We start from the raw sequence: 18,058 nt of genomic DNA, 5'->3' as shown, positions 1-18,058 counted from the left end.
GCCTGCGATGTTCGAGGGCCTTCAGCGGGTCTGGGAGACGTTCTTCAACCTCGACCTCATCGGGCAGACCCTGCCGACTCTGCTGCGAGTCGGCCTCCTCAACACGCTGCTCCTGGCGGTGCTCGCCAGCGTGATCGGCGTCGTCGTCGGCGTCGTGATCGCGGCCGGGCTGATGTCGTCCAAGGTGGCGGTCCGTCTGCCGTGCCGGGTGTACGTCGACGTCCTCCGAGGGCTGCCACACATCCTCACCGTCTACCTCGTCGGGCAGGGACTGCCGCTCGCCGGCATCACGCTGTTCGGTGAGAGCACCTACGGATATGCCGCGCTGGCGATCGGCCTGCTCGAAGGCGCCTACATGGCCGAGATCTTCAGGGCGGGATTCCAGAGCGTGGAGAAGGGACAGACGGAGGCGGCCCGCAGCCTCGGCCTTTCCCACCTCGAGACGCTGCGGTTCGTGGTCTTCCCGACCGGGGCCCGTCGCGTCCTGCCGCCTCTGACCGGTCAGTTCATCCTCGTCATCAAGGGCACCGCGCTGGTCTACCTCCTCGGCCTGACGGCCGGCCAGCGGGAGATGTTCGCGATCGCGCAGGACACGGCGATCGTCAACGCGTCGCTGTCGCCGCTCGTGGCGGCGGGCCTCCTCTTCCTGGCGATCACCGTGCCGATGACCTACGCGGTCAACGCCTGGGAACGGCGGCTCCGGGACGGGCGGAAGGACGCTCCGGCCGACAGCGCGACCGACAGCGCAACCGACAGGGACCGGGCACTCGCACACCAAGGCACGGGATGACCCCATGACGGCACAGACCACATCGCAGGCACCCGCGACCCACGGCACCCCGGTGACCTTCGACCACGTGAACAAGAGATTCGGGCGGACCCAGGTCCTCCACGACATCTGCCTGGAGGTCCCGGGCGGTCAGACCACGTGCATCGTCGGACCCTCGGGTTCGGGCAAGTCGACCCTGCTGCGCTGCACCAACCGGCTCGAGGAACCCGACGAGGGCAGGGTGTTCCTCGGCGACACCGACGTGACCGACGGGTCGGCGGACATCGACGCGGTCCGCGCTCGGGTCGGCATGGTCTTCCAGACCTTCAACCTGTTCCCCTACCGCACCGCGCTGGACAACATCACGCTCGCACTCCGGCGCGTACGCAAGCTGCCGGCCGAGGAGGCGGCGGAGCGGGCACGCGCGCAGCTGGCGTCTGTGGGCCTGGCCGGCCTGGAGCACCGGCGGCCGGCGCAACTGTCAGGAGGCCAGCAGCAACGCGTGGCGATCGCCCGCGCGCTGGCGATGGAACCGGAGGTGATGCTGTTCGACGAGGCGACGTCCGCGCTCGACCCTGAGCTGGTCAAGGGCGTGCTGTCCATCATGCGCGACCTGGCCGGGCAGGGAATGACGATGATCGTGGTGACGCACGAGATGCGCTTCGCGCAGGAGGCCGCCGGTCAGGTCGTCTTCCTCGACCACGGCAGGCTGATCGAGAAGGCCGCTCCGGACAAGTTCTTCGGCGCACCGGAAAGTCCGCGCCTCCAGGCGTTCCTGAGCGCGGTCACCTGATCCCCGCCGCGCTCACCGCACCCCCCAACCCGCAAACCTTCGGCGGAAGGCTGGTTCAGCATGCGCACGTTCACCCCCAAACTCCTACGCGTCGCGGCGTCGGCCGCGCTCGTCGTGGGACTCACCGCGGCCGCCGTGACGCCCGCGTCGGCGGAACCCGTACGGCAGGCCGGTCCGCGCGGGCATGAGGCCGGGGTCGTCGACCACCCGGTCCCGACCCGAGGCTGCCGGCGGGCGCCCACGGCGGAGCCCGGGGTCTCGGAGCAGCGCACCATCGTCTCCGGCGGCGTGACGCGCTCCTACGTTCTGCACCTTCCCGAGGGCTACCGACCCGGGAGGAAGACGCCGCTGGTCATGGCGTTCCACGGCCGCAAAGGCAGCAGTGAGCAGATCGAAGGGTTCACCGGCATCTCGGCGCTCGACGCGATCGCCGTCTACCCGCTGGGCCTGATAGGCGAGGGCGGCCACACCGCGTGGCAGGGCGCCCCTTACGCGTCGGGCGCCGACGACGTGCTGTTCGTCAGCGACCTTCTCAACGAACTGCAGGGCACCCTTTGCGTCGACCCGGCCCGCATCTACGTCACGGGAAAGTCCAACGGCGGAGGCTTCGCCGGTGTCCTGGCCTGCCGCCTCTCGCGCAGGATCGCGGCCGCCGCACCGGTCTCGGGAGCGTTCTACCAGGCCGGGGAGCAGAACTGCGCTCCGCGGCGGGCCGTGCCGATCCTCGACTTCCACGGCACCGCCGACTCGATCGTCGACTACCTGGGTGAGCCGGAAGACGGCCTCCCGCCGGTGTTCGACTGGACCGCCGCGTGGGCCGAGCGCGACGGCTGCGACGGCGCCCCGCAGACGATCCTCGCCGAGGACGACATCACCGCCTTCCAGTGGACCGGCTGCCGGGCCCACTCGGCGGTCATTCATTACCGCATCGAGGGCGGCGGCCACACGTGGCCCGGCGAACTGGCCGACAGCGGCCCCGGGCACGTCACCCAGACCATCTCCGCCACCGCCGTGATGTGGGACTTCTTCCGGGCCCACCCGCTGCACTGAGTCGTGGCGAGGCCGGGGCACGATGGCCGTGCCCCGGCCTCGCCTGCGTTTCCGCTGGTCCTCCCGCACATCCCGACGAGCGCATGCGGCGTCAGGGCGAGTGGGGGGACTGAATGCGAAAAGCGGACTCCACGACTTCCGGCGGTACGCCTCACGACAACTCTCCTTCAACGATGAGGTCCGGCAGTTCCACTGGGCCACACCCGCCGAGGTGCGAGAAATCGTCACAGAAGCCTTCGCGGTCAGAGTGTTCGACGCCCTGAGCGAGGGCGCGCCAGCGGTAAGTCAGCACGACGGCGTGCGTTTTGTCTAGTTACCCGTGATGTCCCGGACCGCGCCGAATGTTTCGATCGCGATCAGCCCATCCCCTCCGAGTTGATGAGCCAACGTCCACTGCGAGAGTCCCTTGTGAGGGTGTACACCCAATAGGACCCATCCACGAAACTGTCGTCACTTCCATGGGTGGTGAACGAGGTGGCCACGGTGGCCCCGCTCTCGCCCCGGGAATCCGTGATGTCGATGTCTGATATCCCTGTGGTCCCCTGAAGCCACAGGTCCGTCACGGGGCGATGGTCCTTCGTCGACAGGGCGCGCGCGGTTTTCGTGTCGTGCGCGTCCAACGCTCTCAAGTACGCCAACGTGACCTGCTCGGGAGTCGCGGTGACGGGAGGCATGGCGACCGTGTACCGCTGAAACGGCGGGATGATGCCCCAGTCCCACGCGACGGCGCCTAATGCGCAGACCACGACTGCGGCTATTGGTGTAACCACCCACCGGCTTCTCCGCGACATTGCGGCAGTCTATTGGGCATACCGATCTGTCTTCTGTTGCTCGCCGGGACTCGCGGCGAGCCGAGCCGCATGCGCTGCTCACCGTTTCCGCAGCTCGGGCGCGTGGTGTCAGTTCCCAAGCCGGCAGTGTGAGGCGCCGAACCGACGGTCTTGCGAGGCGGCTCGGTCGGATCCGCGTACGCGATGGACACGCTAGGGTGCGGACAAACCAGTTGCAATGCGAAGGCTCAGGGTTGAATCGGGACGACCAGCGGGATGAAACGCTGGCCTTGGGTCAGTGGGCCCAGGGCCAGGGTCGGCAGGTCGCTGAAGGTCCCCTGACGCCCCGAGATCCCGCGGCCATCGGCGACTACCGGTTGCTCGGTCGGCTCGGCTCCGGCGGCATGGGCGTCGTGTATTTGGGGCAGGCGCCCGGCGGCCAACCCGTCGCGGTGAAGGTCATCCGCGCGGACCTGGCCGTGGATCCGGCATACCGCGCACGGTTCCTCTCCGAGGTCGACAGCGCGAAGAAGGTCGCCTCGTTCTGCACGGCCGGTGTTCTCGATCATGGTGAGGACGCCGGGATGCTGTACATGGTCACGGAGTTCATCGAGGGTGTGGCGCTTGATGCCTATGTGAGCGAGCGCGGGCCACTTCAGGCTTCCGTCCTGCACGCCACAGCGGTCGGGGTGGCTGCGGCGCTCACCGCGATCCACGCCGCAGGGCTGATCCATCGCGACCTGAAACCATCCAACGTCCTGCTCTCGATGGGCGGGCCCCGTGTGATCGACTTCGGCATCGCCCGCTCGGCTGAGGCGGGCTCCGGCCACACTCAGGCCGGCTTGGTGGTCGGCAGTGCCGGATGGATGGCGCCGGAACTCTTCGACGACCACGTCAGCCCCGCGGCAGACGTGTTCGCGTGGGGTTGCATGATCGCGTACGCGGCCCTCGGCCGCCATCCCTTCGGCGAAGGGGACGCGATGGTCATGGCCGCCAGAATGCGGCACGCCCAGCCAGACCTCTCCGGTCTGGTGGCCCCGCTTGACCGTCTCGTGGCCGAGGCGCTGAACCCGGATCCAGGGCGACGCCCGTCGGCGCGCCGACTCCTGCTCGAACTCGTCGGATCCCCGGACGCGCCGGGCGACCAGCCGGTTCAGCTCGCCGCCACCCGGCATCTCACTCAGGCGTGGGACTCGGTGGTGATGGCTCCGCTCATCCATCAGGGAGGCATGCCTGGGCGGGCACCTCACGGCGACCTGCCTGGGCGCGCACCTCACGGCGACCCGCCCGCGTGGGGACCTCGGAGCGGCGCGCCCTCGCAGGGCTACCCGGGCGCCATGCCGGCCCACGACCATGGCCGGCCCCGTAGCGGTCCGCCTGGCGTGTGGGGACACGGAGGCGCAGGGGGACCGGTACCGGCTCCCTCGGCCGGTCCACCGCCCGGCTGGACGCCGCCTGTCGTCCCGCAGCCGGCACCCCGGCCCCCAGCGGCCAGGCCCAAACGGCGAGGGTGCCGGGGCTGCCTGCTGTGGCTCGTCCTCGTCCTCGTGGTCACCGCCGTCGTGTCGGCGGTGGTCCGCAAGGACGACCCAGGTGCCGCTTCCGCCGGCCCGGGCGTCGACGGGCAGTTCCGATTCACCGTGAGCGCGGCCGACTGCACGCGGGCCGGTCGCGTGACGACCGAACGCACCTGCCGGATCAATGTGAAGGTCACCAACGCCGGAGAGCAGAGCCGGACGTTCGGGGCGTCGGAGCAGAAGGTCCTCAACGCGGCGCAGGACGAGTACTCCGCGCGAAGGCTCCTGGACAAGGTGGGAGCAGAAACGGGTGCAAGGAAGCTCGACCCCGGCGAATCGTTCACCGGCACGCTGATCTTCGAGGTTCCCGGCAACTTCCGCCCGGCGCTGATCGAGCTGCACGATTCGGCTCTCAGCGGCGGTATCCGCTTGCGGCTGTCACGCTGACCTTCGTCGGCGCGATCCCAAGCTCCTGGAAGGCAGGCGCTCGGCAGGCGGCCCAGTTGAGCGTGCGGCGGACTGCCAACGCGACGGTGAACACGGTGGTGCCGAGGCGCATGTGGATCGCGTTACCTCCGTGGTTCCAGCGGCCTAGCTGAGCGCCTGGGCCGTACGGATCAGGTGGATGTGGGTGAACGCCTGAGGGAAGTTGCCCATTTGGCGCGCCCGGACGGGGTCGTACTCCTCGGCGAGCAGGCCCACGTCGTTGGTGAGGGCCAGCAGCCGTTCGAACAGGTCCATCGCCTCGCTCTTGCGGCCGATCAGGACGAGCGCCTCGGCCAGCCAGAAGCTGCAGGCGAGGAAGGCGCCCTCGGCTCCGGGAAGCCCGTCGACGTCGTTGATCTCGGACATCGGATAGCGCAGCACGAAGCCGTCGGGCATCAGCTCGCGTTCGATCGCGTCGATCGTGCCGATGACCCGGGGGTCCTCAGGGGGCAGGAAGCCGACGATCGGGATGAGGAGCAGCGCGGCGTCGAGTTCGCGGGAGCCGTACGACTGGGTGAACGTGCCGCGATCGGGGTCGAAGCCCTTGCCGCAGACCTCGGCGTGGATCCGGTCACGCATGGCCCGCCAGCGGTCGAGGGGACCGGTGTGGCCGAGCTCTTCGATCGCCCGTACCTGCCGGTCGGCCGCCACCCACGCCATGACCTTGGAATGGACGAAATGCCGTCGCGGGCCGCGGACCTCCCACAACCCCTCGTCAGGCTGGTCCCAGCTGCGCTCGAGGAAGTCCATCAGCCTGCAGACGGTGGACCAGGCGTAGTCGTAGGGCGGCATCCCCAGCTTGCGGGCCCGGTAGAAGCAGTTGAGCACCTCGCCGTAGACGTCGAGCTGAAGCTGACCGGCCGCGCCGTTGCCGATCCGCACCGGGCGGGAGCCCTCGTAGCCGGCAAGCCAGTCGAGCGCCTGCTCCGGCAGGCGCCGTTCGCCTGCCACGCCGTACATGATCTGGAGGTCCTCCGGGCGGCCCGCGATGGCGCGGAGCAGCCAGTCGAGCCAGGCGCCCGCCTCGGTGATGTATCCGGATTCGGTCAGGGCGTCGAGTGTCATCGCGGCGTCGCGCAGCCAGCAATATCTGTAGTCCCAGTTACGCGCCCCGCCGAGATGTTCGGGCAGCGACGTGGTGGGAGCCGCCACGATGCCGCCGGTCGGGCTGTAGGTGAGCGCCTTGAGCGTGATGAGGGAGCGGACTACGGCGGCGCGGCAGGGACTCGGGAGCCAGCAGCGGGAGACCCACTCCTCCCAGAACAGGCTGGTCTTGGCGAGTTGCTCGCCGGCATCGATGCCGTAGGGCTGCGGCTGGTGCGAAGGGTGCCACGTGAAAACGAACGACCGGCGTTGCCCTGAGGCGATCGTGAAGGTGCCGGTGTGCCGGTCGCCGCTGCCCTCCAAGCGGAGGGGCGCGTCGATCCAGACCGAGTCGGGTCCGCCGATGGCGTGGAGGCGTCCGTCGAAACGGCGGGCCCAGGGGACGATCCTGCCGTAGTCGAACCGGATGCTGATCTCCGCGGTCATGTCCACCGTCCCGGACACGCCCTCCACGATCCGGACCAGCGCGGGGTTGGCGTGCCGCGGCGGCATGAAGTCGATGACCTTGACGGTTCCCGTGGAGGTCTCCCATACGGTTTCGAGGATCAGCGTGTCATTGGAGTACGCGCGGCGCGTGGCCATCTGGTGCCCGGTGGGGGCCAACCGCCAGAAGCCGTTGGATTCGTCGCCGAGGAGCTTCGCGAAACATGAGGGGGAGTCGAACCGGGGGAGGCAGAGCCAGTCGATCGATCCGTCACGGCCGACGAGGGCGGCTGACTGCGTGTCGCCGATGAGGGCATAGTCCTCGATCCGCATGGGGACCACGCTACTCGTCGGGCTGCGCGTCATCGTGGGGCCCGTGTCCTGCCCGTGTCCTGCACGTGTCCTCATGTGGGGCCCATGTCACCTGGTCGGCCGGGCCGAGGAGCCCATCGTCCCCATGCCGGCGGTCCTGCTGAGAAGCCGGCAGACGGCGAGGACTCACAGTCCCAGTGCCGGTGCGGGGACTGCCCGGGTCACCGGGATCCGGGCGACGAACCGCGCCTCCCGCTCCGGCGCCTCGTCGACCCACAGGGATCCCTGACAGCCATGGGCGATCTCCCGTGCGATGGCCAGGCTCAGCCCGCTGCCGTCATGGCTGTGGCAGCGAGTGCCGTCAAGCCGGGAAAACGGCTCGAAGTTCCGCTGCCGGTCGGCTTCCGCGCCGCCTTGGCCGTCCTCGGAGACGGACAGTTCGGCCACTCCACCCTGGAGGCGGATGCGGACCAGCACCGTGCCCTCGGCGTGACGGCAGGCGTTGTCCAGAAGGATGGCCAGCATCCCGCGGATCTGGAGGTGGTCGGCATTGACCATGATTCCCTCGTCGGTCTCGACGGACAGCTGGATCTTCTGGTGCCGCGGGTGCCGGGACATCTCGTCGAGGATCAGTTCCGTCAGGTCGACGTGCTGGGGCATGGGGAGCGCGACGAGGTCGGGCCGGGCCAGCAGGAGCAGGTCCGAAATGATCGTTTGCAGCCGCTCGACGCCTTTCAGCGCGCGGTCGAGCAGTTCGGACGGGTCCATCAGCTCGGGGTGCAGCCGGGACTCCTCCAGCTCCACGCGCAGCGCGGCGACCGGGGTGCGCAACTCATGCGAGGCGTCGGCGGCGAACCGGCCGAGCCGGTCGAGCACCGCGGTGGCCTGATCGTCGGCGTGATCCAGGTGCGTCAATGTGGCGTTGATGGTCTGGGCGAGCAGCGCGATCTCACCGTGGCCTGCGGGCACGGGGACCCGCGCGCCGGGATTCCTGGTGTCGTTGATCTGGGCGAGCCGCGTCTGGACGGCCCGCGCCATGTCCACGGGACCCAGGGGGTTCCTGGGATCCGCGGCCGTCGTCCGCACGGTGGCCGGGGCGTCCCTCCGCGATTCCCCTGGCAGTCGGTCAGTGCGGCAGTCGCTCTCCATACCTCCACGATCGTCGGAGGTGCGGTCGTCGTCTTCGCCGTCAGCCCCCATTTCGACTCCATGCCAGCGCCCCCTTGAACGCTCCCTGCCAGCAGGAACGGTTCCGGCCGGGCTCGGTTCACCGTTTCCGGCGGCGTAGGCTGAGCACAGGTGACAGTCTTTGTCAAGAGGATGCGCCATGGGGGCACGCGTTTGGCGAGGTACGCGATGGGCTGACTGGCGAGGCGGACTGACCGGACGCACCGTCGTCGCGAGTGCGCTGCTCTTGATCCTCATCAGCGGCGCCTTCGCGGTCCTCGTTCTGGCGCTCGCGGGTCTGCGCGAGGCGGTGGATCTCCGGAGACAGTCCAGGGAGATGCTGGTAAGCGCGAACTACGTCGAAAGGCTCGTCGTCGACCTTGAAACCGGTCAGCGCGGGTTCGTCCTCACGGGCGAGGAGCGCTTTCTCCAGCCGTGGAACCACGCTCGGGCCGTGATCCCCAAGCAGACCGCCGCCCTTCAGCGGCTCTCAGCGGCCCGCCACCCTGGTCAGGGAGAACGGGCGCGCCAGATCACGCGCGCCATCGAGGCCTACATTCGCGACTATTCGATACCGACGGTGGAGGCGGCGCGACGAGACCCCGCATCCGTGCGCACTGCCGCGGTGACCGAAGACGGGCGACGCCGCCTCGACGTGATTCGGCGGCAGTTCGACCGGTTCGTGGCCTTCAATCGGCAGCTTCTCGCGGAGAACCAGGACAGCGCCGCCGCAGCCGGTCGCCGGGCGACCATCGCGGCGGCGACCGGTGTCGCGGCGTCGATCCTCCTCGTCCTCACCTTCAACGGCTACATGATCCGGTCGATCGTCCGGCCGGTCCGCCGCGCGTCCCTCATGGCCGCCGACCTCGCTACGGGGGACCTGAGCGTCCGGATGCCCGCGACCTCGCCAGGCGAGATCGGCGCACTCGAGCAGGCGTTCAACACCATGGCGGGCTCCCTGGAGGACAGCCGCGACGAGCTCCGTCGCATCGCGGAGGAACAGGCCGCGTTGCGGCGGGTCGCCACGGTCGTCGCCCGCTCAGTCTCGCCGGCCGTGGTGTTCGGCGCGGTCGCCGCCGAGATCGGCCACATCCTGACTGCGGATTGCGCGGCCATACAGCGATATGAGCCTGACGGGACGATGACGGTCGTCGGCGCGTGGAGCAAGCCGGTCGCCCCGCAGTTCATGTTGCCGCTGGGCTCGAGCTGGCCGATCGAGGATGAGAGCGTCTCAGCGCTGGTGTCGCGGACCGGGCGGCCGGCGCGTGGGACGACCAACACGTGTGCGACCGGCGCGATCTCCGCTTGGGCGAGAGAGCGGGGGATCACCATGTCGGTCGGCAGCCCCATCATGGTCGAGGGCCGCCTTTGGGGGGTGCTGCTCGCTTGCACGACCGCGCCGGAGTCGCTGCCCGAAGACACCGAGGAGCGCATGCTCGAATTCACCGAGCTCGCCGCCACCGCGATCGCCAACACCGAGAGCCGCGCCGAACTCGCCGCCTCCCGTGCCCGGGTCGTCGCGGCCGCCGATGAGTCCCGCCGCCGCATCGAGCGCGATCTGCATGACGGTACGCAGCAGCGCCTCGTCTCGCTCGCGCTCGAACTGCGGACGGCGGAGGCAGCGGTCACGGCCGAACAGGACGCGCTCAAACAACAGTTGTCCCATACGGCCTGGGGTCTGGCCGCCGCCGTCGAGGAGTTGCAGGAGATCTCGCGTGGTCTCCATCCGGGGATCCTGTCGAAGGGTGGCCTCGGGCTCGCGCTCAAGGCACTCGCACGCCGTTCCGCCGTCCCGGTCGAGCTTAATGTGAACGTCGGCCGGCGCCTGGCGGAACGCTTCGAGGTGACCGCGTACTACGTGGTGTCGGAGGCGCTGACCAACGCGGCCAAACACGGGCACGCCTCCGTGGTGCACGTCGACCTCAATGTGGACGACAACGTGAAGAACGCGGTGCTGCGGCTCGCCGTTCGCGACGACGGGGTCGGGGGAGCCGACCCCCGGCATGGATCGGGACTGGTCGGTCTGATGGACCGGGTCGAGGCCATCGGCGGCAAGATCCACATCGAGAGTCCCGCGGGGAAAGGCACGTCACTGTTCGTGACGATTCCGATCGACGGCATGTGATCGTTGCTCGCGGCGTCGGCATGGCCGTCCTATTTGTGCAGTGCTCTTGGATCCGGGGAGACGACCGCCTTGGAACGTACGACAGCGATGTGAGGGTGTTGGCTGATCCGATGCCTTGTCGGACGCGTGCCCGCTGCCCACCACACGGTTCCCGCGGCCAGTGCCGCCACCAGCGTGAGCCAGCCGAGTGCGCGCCCGACGCGCAGGCCGTATCCGGAGGCCAGCCAGTACAGCGACAGCAGCACCCTGGCCCGGACACGCCGGCTGCTCAGCCGCCGCATCTCCATCGCCCCGAACGCGAAGTCCGTCGAGGTCTTCGCGTCGCGCACGCCCGGCCGCAGCCGCTCGTACAGAGATCCGAGCCAGTCGGCGTCGAGCGACTGCGCACTGCGCCGGCCACCATGGCTCTCATTCCCCTGGCTCGTCGCGGAGGCGCGCCATGCGTCTGCCCGCGCCGAACCCGGCCGCTTCGCTCTTACGCGCTCGGCGGCGGCATCGCGCCCCTCCGGATCGCTCAGCGGCCAGCCCCGCCAAAGGCGTTCGTCGGCGAGGACGACTCGGCGTCCCCACCACCGGACGGGCGGCCAGCCGAGGCACCAGCTCACACCGGCCGGGGTCGTGTCGAACAGGCATTCCGACAGACGCAGCCCCTCGGGTCGGCGGAGCCCGCCGAGGCCGCATGTACGGAGATCGGCACCGCTGAGCGTGAGTGTGGTGGCGTCGAGGTTGTCGAGTGACGTCACACGCAACCGTCCCGACTTCCGGGTGATGTCCGACGTCCCCGTGAGCGTCGCGCCCCGCAGGTCGATCTCCGCGGCTGACAGGCGCGCGGTGAACGGGCCGGTGACGACCGCGGCGCGCAGGGTCACCCGGCAACCGCCGGTGTCGAGATGAAGCGGCCCGCAGGCGCGTACGTCCGAGAGCGACAGTCGCCGCCCGACAACCATCGGACCGAGATAGGCCGGGCCGTGGAAGCGCAGGCCGTCGAACCCGGCGATCCTCCCGACGACCGCGGCGCGAAAGGAGACGGCCCGGCGGAAACGGGCACCACGGAAGGCGGCATCCCCGGCGAACGCCGTTCCGTCGAACGCGGCGAATCCACGAAACTCCGCGCCGCGGAACGAGGTGTCCTCGTCGAACCGGGCCTCGCCGAAGAGGGCGTCGCCGGCGACGAGAATGCGGTCGAAGCGGCCATGACCGCGTACCTGGGCGCCGTGCAGGGAGAACTCGCGGTGAAACCGGGCTTCGCCGAAAGACACGTTTCCGGAGAAGCTCGTCCCGAAGAACGAGGCGAGGTGATCGAAGCGGGCGTGGTCGAAGGTCGCGTCGCCGGCGAAGGCGACCTCGCGGAAGCGCGCCGGCCCTGTGAAGACCGCGTGGTCGAACCGCGCTCTGCCCAGGCGGCGCTCGACGCGCTCGAGGACGTGCGTGAGCAGGTCCTCTTCCAGAGTGGTGCCGCGCAGATCGATGCCCTGGCCGGGGAGCAACCCCCGCAGCACACTCTCCAGCTCCACCGGGTCCAGATGCGCGAGGCATCGGTCGTACGGCTCCCAGGCCGCGCCCAGGCAGTCGGGCGAGAGGCCGCACGTCGTCCAGGCGGCGTCGAGCAGAGCGAGCTTCAGCCGGGATGTCATGGCAACGTGGCACCCAAGGTCGCGTATCGAGGCGCTGAATGACCATCGAACGGTAACACGGTGTATCCAGATAATCACTATCTGGTGAGTAATGGAACTGTTCGGCCCGAGAGGCAGAAATAGCCTCTTGATAAACCTTTGATGGAGAACACGCCGCCCGTTCCGGGCCTGTCCGTCAAGATCGAGAATGACGCACTGTGGCGCAGCCGAACCGGTAGCGGTGTTTTCTTTTCCGGCGCGTTGGTGAACCAGAAAATGTTCGGGCGGATCACTCGTGTCGATTCCGGTGGCCGGTTACCGGAAAGGTAAGTGTTCGAGCGAAACGCTTGTACAGGCCAGGCCGTCCCCGCGCGGGCGGGTCACCGGATCCGCGGGAGGGCGGTCTGAACCGGGTCGCCCTACGGTCAGCCGTAGCTCACGTAGCAGTTGACGCCATCTGACTCGAGCTCGCAGACCGCGTTCTCGTTGTCGTGGATTCTGGTGTAAACGTTGGCGCCGACGCGTCTCCAGGTGCCGTGCATGCTCACCCAGTAGGCCTCGAACTGCATGGTGAAGACGTCGGTGTCGTTCCAGACCGTCCAGCTGTAGGTCTTGCCGTTCATGCTGGCCGTCGAGCAGTTGTTGTTCGTGTCCAGGTAGGTGTAGGTGGATCCGCCGTTCTTGTTCCAGACGTCGCAGTTGCCACCCTGGCCGTTGGGGGAGAAGGACAGGCCCTTGGCGATGATCAGATTCTGGATGCTGTCGTGACGGATCACGTCGCCGCCTATCACCGCGTGCGCGGGCGTCGGGATCGCGAGCAGGAGGACGGAAGCTGCCAGCGTGGTCAGGCCGGTGACGATCTTGCGTCTCATGCGGCTCCTTGCGAGATGTCGCTGACTGGAGGGTTTACGCATGGTGACTCTAACGCTCAATGACCATAGGACTCGACATCTATTGAAATATGGCCACATCTGGCCATTTGCTAATTATCGTGTCGTTCTCAGGGTTTTTCCCTCATAAAGGTCGTCCGGATTATCGGCCAGAGGAACTGCCGGATCGCCGGCCGGAAGCCGTTGTCACGTTAGGGACGCAACGTGTCTTCCAATCGGCGTACGGCGATGGCCAGCGCCACGACGCCGAGCACGGCGAGATAGATCACGGCGATGGCGGGGTACCCGCCGCCGGTGCCGAGGAAGGCCGCCCGGACCAACTCGACGCTGTGGTAGAGCGGAAGGACCTCCACGAACACCTGGACCGCACGCGGGTAGACGCTCAGCGGGAAGAAGGTGGTGGCGAACAGGAACATGGGGAGCATCACCAGTTGGATCAGCTGGAAGTCCTGCCAGCTCCGTAGGAACGTCACCGTGAGCAGCCCCATCGCGGCGAAGGCGAATCCGATGAGCAGAGCGCTCGGGATGACCAGGAGCGCCCCGGGCAGTTCGGCCAGGCCGAAGATGCTCACGACGACCAGGAACACGGTGGCGACGATGGCCCCGCGCACGAGGGCCCAGAAGACCTCGCCCAGCGCCACAGAGCGGACCGACATGGGCGTGGTGAGGATCGACTCGTACGTCTTGTCCGTGGTGAGCTTGCCGTACATGTTGAACGTGGTCTCGTTCATGGCCCCGTTCATCGCGGCGGTGGCGAGCAGTGCCGGGGCCACGAACTGCGGATAGGAAACCGAGGCGCCCAGGCCCGGCACGTCGCCGACGAGCAGGCCGACGCCCACGCCGAACGCCAGCAGGTACAACATGGGTTCGAAGATCTCGGCGAGCAGGACCGGCCACGTGTGGCGGTAGATCATCAGGTTGCGCTCGACCATCGTCCACGCGCGGCCCGGGCGCACGGGGTTCCCGGCGGGTGCGCCGGTCGGCATCGCCGTCACGAAGCCTCCTTCTTTTCGGACGTACGGCCTTCTCAGACGTACAGCTTGCGGCGGTAGGTACGGCGGGCCACGTACAGGCCGATGACCACCATCACGCTCAGGTAGCCGATGTGGATCAGCACGCCGTACGGCGTGGCCGTGCCCAGCGCGACCGTGCGGCCGAGGTCGACGCCGTGCCAAAGGGGTGTCGCCCACGCCACCCATTGCAGCGAGACCGGCAACTGCTCGATCGGGAAGAACGTGCCGGAGAACATGTAGAGCGGCAGGACCACGAACCGGAACATCACGTTGATCTGGGAGGGGCGGGTCACGGTCACCGCCCAGGCCGCCGCCGGCGCGGCGAAGGCCACCGCGACCAGCACCGCGACCAGCACGAGCAACGGCGCCCTGGCAGGATCGACGGTGCCGAAGAACATGCTCACGCAGGTGAACAGAACGGCGTTCTGCGTGGCCCGGAGGATCCAGTACATCAGGTGCCCGTACAGGATGCCCGCCGGCTCCAGCGGAGTCGAGGCGGCGGCGCGGTAGCTGCCGCGTGACATGGCGCTCTGCATGACGGGGCCGGACGCTTCGAGGAAGGCGGTCTGCATGACGCCGGCGATCAGTATGCCCGGCAGGATGAACGTCAGGTACGAATGGCCGTGCAGGTACGCGCTGTCCTCGCGGTCGACCAGCGTGCCCAGCCCCAGCCCGAGCGCGGTCAGGAAGAGCAGCGGATTGCCGATGCTGATCACGATCGAGCCGCGCCACGTGCGGCGGTAGCGGAACAGCCAGTAGCCGAGCTCGCGGAACGCCGGCGCCGAGAACGCCCTGGCGAGTGTGTGCATGTCTCCTCGGTGCGGTCGCTGGGGGATCAGTCGAGAAGAGAACGTCCGGTCAGGGTGAGGAAGACGTCCTCCAGGCTGGACCGCCGGACCAGCGCCGTCAGCGGCTGGACGCCCTGCCGGTGCACGGCGCTCAGTGTCTCCTCGCCGTTGTCAGTGGAGAGCAGAAGCCGGTCAGGCAGTTCTTCCATGCGCTCGGCGAGGCCGCGGCACTTGTCGGTCATGATCTGCCGCTCTCCCGGGGCGAACCGCAACTCCAGCACCTCGCGCAGGGTGTAGCGGGCGATCAGCTCGGCGGGCGCGCCCTCGGCGACGATCTTGCCGGCGTCCATCACCACCAGCCTGTCGCATATTTGCTCGGCTTCGTCCATGTAATGCGTGGTGAGCAACAAGGTCACGCCGTCCTGCTTGAGCTGGAACAACCGCTCCCAGAGCAGGTGGCGGGCCTGCGGGTCGAGCCCGGTCGTCGGCTCGTCGAGCAGCACGATCTCAGGCTCGTTGATGAGGGCGCGTGCGATGGTGAGCCGCCTCCGCATGCCGCCGGAGAGGGTCGCGACCGCGTCATCGGCCTTCTCGGACAGGCGGGTGAACTCCAGCAGTCGCGTGCTCCGCTCGCGCAGAACCTTCCATGACAGCCCGAAATAGCGGCCGTAGATCAGGAGGTTCTCGCGCACGGTCAGTTCGGTGTCGATCGTGTCGTCCTGTGGCACGACGCCGAGTCGCGCCCGGATCTTCGCTCCGTCGGCGCCACTGTCGTAGCCGAGGATGCGCAGACTCCCCGCCGTGGGCGGAGACACGCAAGCGATCATGCGCATGGTCGACGACTTCCCGGCTCCGTTCGCGCCGAGCACCCCGAAGGCCTCTCCCCGGCGCACCTGGAAGTCGATCCCGTCGACGGCCGTGAAACCCGCCTTGTCTCCCGGCCGGCCGTAGACCTTCCGCAGCCCCTGCGCATCGATCAGCACTGTCGACGAGTCGGTCATCCATGCTCCTCCGCAGCGGGAATTACGGGCGCGCCGGAGCCCGAATGTACTCAGCGTGCAGACTTATTTCAAGATTTCGCCCTGTTGATTCGTCGATCAGTTGGATATTTAAGTGATTCGGTCGACCGTCAGACGCATGTGCGTGCAAGGTGAACCGCGCAGAGATGGAGACGAAGCCCGCCCCGCACGGAGACCGGTTACCGGCGTCCGTCCGGGATGGCGATGAGCCCGCCTTCGTAGGCGGCGATGACGAGTTGGGCCCGGTCCCGGGCGTGCAGCTTGGCCAGGAGACGGCCGATGTGGGTCTTGACCGTGCCGACGGTGAGGTGAAGGTATTCGGCGATCTCGGAGTTGGACATTCCCCTGCCGATGAGGGTGAGCACCTCCCGCTCGCGCGGGGTGACGGCGCCGAGGTCTCGCACGACCGGGGCGAGGGGAGGGCCCTGCAGGAATTCGGTGATCAGCCGGCGGGTCACCGTGGGCGCGAGCAGGGCTTCGCCGGAGGCGACGACCTGGATGGCGGCCAGGAGTTCGGTCGCGGTGGCGCTCTTGAGGAGGAAGCCGCTCGCACCTGCCCGCAGGGACGCGTACACGTATTCGTCCAGGTCGAACGTGGTGACGATCAGCACGCGCACGCCGGAACACGCGGGGTCGGCGCAGATTTGCCGGGTCGCCTCGATGCCGTCCATGTCCGGCATGCGCACGTCCATGAGAACGACGTCGGGTCGCAGTTGGCGGGCCATGAGCACGGCTTCGACGCCGGTGCCGGCCTCGCCCACCGTGGTCATCCCCGGTGTGGCGTCGATGAGCACCTTGAAACTGTCGCGGACCAGGACCTGGTCCTCGGCGAGCAGGACCCGGACGGGCGGTGGCGGGTGCGAAGCGGTGCCGGCGGTCATGCCTCGGTGCCGGTCGGGTCGTAGGGCAGACGTGCTGACACGCGAAAGCCTCCTTCGGGCCGGCGGCCCGCGCTGAACGTGCCTCCGTACATGTTGGCGCGCTCGCGCATGCCGATGAGGCCGTGACCGCCTCGGCCCGCTCGCGGCGGCCGGGCATGGCGGGAGCCGTCGTCGACGACCTCGATCACGGCCTCCCGCCCGTCGACGTCGACGGTGACCGAGCAGCGGGTGGGCGCGGCGTGGGTGACGACGTTGGTCAGGGCCTGTTGCACGATTCGGTACACCGACACCGCGACCGCGGGAGGCAGCGCCACCTCTTCGCGGACGGTCAGGTCCACCTCGACTCCGGCCGAGCGGGCGTGGGCGGCCAGCTCGGGCAGGTCCGCCATGCCGGGAACGGGCACATGGGCCTGCTGGGGATCGCCGTCGGAGCGCAGGAGGTTCAGCACTCGGCGGATCTCGTTGAGCGTGCTCCGGCTGGTCTGCTCGATGACGGCCAGCGCGGCGCGCACCTCCTGCGGACGGGCGTCGGCGACATGGTTGGCCACGGTGGCCTTGACGGTGATCAGGCTCATGCTGTGGCCGATGACGTCATGCAGTTCCCTGGCGATGCGCCTGCGCTCGTCGGCCACCGCGGCCTCGGCGAGGTGACGAACGAGGCGAGCGGTCGTCTCCCGCTTCCAGCGGACGACGGCCCCGACGGCCCACACGGCGGTCAGGAGGACACCGATCACGCCGATCTCGACCGGCCAGTACGGCGGCAGCTCAGTGGGCGACGCCGCGGGGGCGAGACCGGGGAGCACCTGCGCATAGAAGATCAGGACCGCGGTCACCGCGGCGGACAGGCAGGCCGCCAAGCCCGTCAACGACCAGACGACCGAGGTGGTGGCCGCCACCATGTAGAGCACGAACACGGTGGGAGTGAAAGTCACCGAGATCGCGCCGACCACGGCGGCACCGGTCACGGTCGCGAGCACCCCCGTGGTGCACGCGAGGGCGAGCATGGCCCGTGGCCGGCGCCGCCGCATCGCAATCGGAAAGCTGACGACCGCCGCCACCGGCCAGGCGGACCACGTGGGCCACGATGACAACTGCCCCGGCGGATCGACGAGGGTGTACGCGACGATCAGCGCCATGAGGACCGCCGCCGCCACGTCGGCGACGTCCCGCCCGTCAAGCCGCCGAGCCCACGTCATGACGAGAAGGTATCCCCTCACCAGATCATCCGGCATCTGCCCGTGGTAGGACATCCCGCATCCACCCGGGGCCATACCGCCGGCTCGTGCACGCCGCGCCGCCGCCCCGCGCCGCATGCACCCCAGGCCTGAGCCGGTAGTC

The 18,058-nt window shown here is 68.7% G+C and carries 15 protein-coding genes; 6 read left to right on the top strand and 9 right to left on the bottom strand.

Annotated elements, in window-relative coordinates; translation table 11 throughout:
• Positions 1–7 precede the first annotated feature (7 nt).
• The 4 genes from Pka01_RS13140 to Pka01_RS13125 all read left to right on the top strand — a co-directional run bounded on the left by Pka01_RS13140 (position 8) and on the right by Pka01_RS13125 (position 5,346).
• Positions 8–790 (top strand): amino acid ABC transporter permease, encoded by a 783-nt coding sequence (locus Pka01_RS13140; RefSeq protein WP_203882990.1) that lies wholly within the window; start codon positions 8–10, stop codon positions 788–790.
• A 4-nt stretch (positions 791–794) separates the two neighbouring features.
• Entirely contained in the window at positions 795–1,562 is a 768-nt protein-coding gene (locus Pka01_RS13135; protein ID WP_203882989.1) for an amino acid ABC transporter ATP-binding protein, read from the top strand.
• A gap of 60 nt (positions 1,563–1,622) precedes the next feature.
• Complete coding sequence (locus Pka01_RS13130) at positions 1,623–2,612, top strand: CE1 family esterase (protein WP_203882988.1); 990 nt, start codon at positions 1,623–1,625, stop codon at positions 2,610–2,612.
• 1,024 nt (positions 2,613–3,636) lie between these two features.
• Positions 3,637–5,346, top strand: a complete 1,710-nt coding sequence (locus Pka01_RS13125) for a serine/threonine-protein kinase (RefSeq protein ID WP_203882987.1) — start codon at positions 3,637–3,639, stop codon at positions 5,344–5,346.
• 144 nt (positions 5,347–5,490) lie between these two features.
• Here the strand turns inward: Pka01_RS13125 and Pka01_RS13120 are convergent, their stop codons facing one another.
• Positions 5,491–7,245, bottom strand: a complete 1,755-nt coding sequence (locus Pka01_RS13120; protein ID WP_203882986.1) for a glycoside hydrolase family 15 protein — start codon at positions 7,243–7,245, stop codon at positions 5,491–5,493.
• Positions 7,246–7,410: 165 nt separating this feature from the next.
• Complete coding sequence (locus Pka01_RS13115; RefSeq protein ID WP_203882985.1) at positions 7,411–8,424, bottom strand: sensor histidine kinase; 1,014 nt, start codon at positions 8,422–8,424, stop codon at positions 7,411–7,413.
• Positions 8,425–8,551: 127 nt separating this feature from the next.
• Here Pka01_RS13115 and Pka01_RS13110 point away from each other — a divergent pair, with 127 nt between their 5' ends.
• A complete protein-coding gene (locus Pka01_RS13110) occupies positions 8,552–10,516 on the top strand; it encodes a CHASE3 domain-containing protein (protein WP_203882984.1) in 1,965 nt (654 codons plus the stop codon).
• Positions 10,517–10,545: 29 nt separating this feature from the next.
• Here the strand turns inward: Pka01_RS13110 and Pka01_RS13105 are convergent, their stop codons facing one another.
• Complete coding sequence (locus Pka01_RS13105) at positions 10,546–12,150, bottom strand: pentapeptide repeat-containing protein (RefSeq protein WP_203882983.1); 1,605 nt, start codon at positions 12,148–12,150, stop codon at positions 10,546–10,548.
• A gap of 141 nt (positions 12,151–12,291) precedes the next feature.
• Here Pka01_RS13105 and Pka01_RS13100 point away from each other — a divergent pair, with 141 nt between their 5' ends.
• Entirely contained in the window at positions 12,292–12,459 is a 168-nt protein-coding gene (locus Pka01_RS13100; RefSeq protein WP_203882982.1) for a hypothetical protein, read from the top strand.
• 95 nt (positions 12,460–12,554) lie between these two features.
• Here Pka01_RS13100 and Pka01_RS13095 read toward each other — a convergent pair whose 3' ends face one another.
• The 6 genes from Pka01_RS13095 to Pka01_RS13070 form a co-directional block, all read right to left on the bottom strand.
• On the bottom strand, positions 12,555–13,001 hold the full coding sequence (locus Pka01_RS13095; protein ID WP_203882981.1) for a hypothetical protein: 447 nt from the start codon (positions 12,999–13,001) through the stop codon (positions 12,555–12,557).
• Positions 13,002–13,210: 209 nt separating this feature from the next.
• Positions 13,211–14,005 carry an ABC transporter permease gene (locus Pka01_RS13090; protein ID WP_239114948.1) on the bottom strand — a complete coding sequence of 265 codons (795 nt, stop codon included), beginning with the start codon at positions 14,003–14,005 and terminating at the stop codon, positions 13,211–13,213.
• 41 nt (positions 14,006–14,046) lie between these two features.
• Entirely contained in the window at positions 14,047–14,841 is a 795-nt protein-coding gene (locus tag Pka01_RS13085) for an ABC transporter permease (RefSeq protein ID WP_203882979.1), read from the bottom strand.
• A 26-nt stretch (positions 14,842–14,867) separates the two neighbouring features.
• Positions 14,868–15,821: an ABC transporter ATP-binding protein gene (locus Pka01_RS13080; RefSeq protein WP_203882978.1), complete on the bottom strand. Its 954-nt coding sequence runs from the start codon at positions 15,819–15,821 to the stop codon at positions 14,868–14,870.
• Positions 15,822–16,018: 197 nt separating this feature from the next.
• Positions 16,019–16,720, bottom strand: a complete 702-nt coding sequence (locus Pka01_RS13075) for a response regulator (RefSeq protein ID WP_203882977.1) — start codon at positions 16,718–16,720, stop codon at positions 16,019–16,021.
• Positions 16,717–17,916, bottom strand: coding sequence for a sensor histidine kinase (locus tag Pka01_RS13070; protein ID WP_203882976.1), 1,200 nt, complete (start codon positions 17,914–17,916; stop codon positions 16,717–16,719). Before Pka01_RS13070 ends, Pka01_RS13075 begins: the two co-directional genes overlap by 4 nt.
• Between the last annotated feature and the right edge of the window lie 142 nt (positions 17,917–18,058).

Source organism: Planotetraspora kaengkrachanensis, assembly GCF_016862895.1.
Taxonomy (GTDB): Bacteria; Actinomycetota; Actinomycetes; order Streptosporangiales; family Streptosporangiaceae; genus Planotetraspora; species Planotetraspora kaengkrachanensis.
The sequence above is the reverse complement of the archived record's forward strand: the minus strand, read 5'-3'. Positions and strand labels throughout refer to the sequence as shown.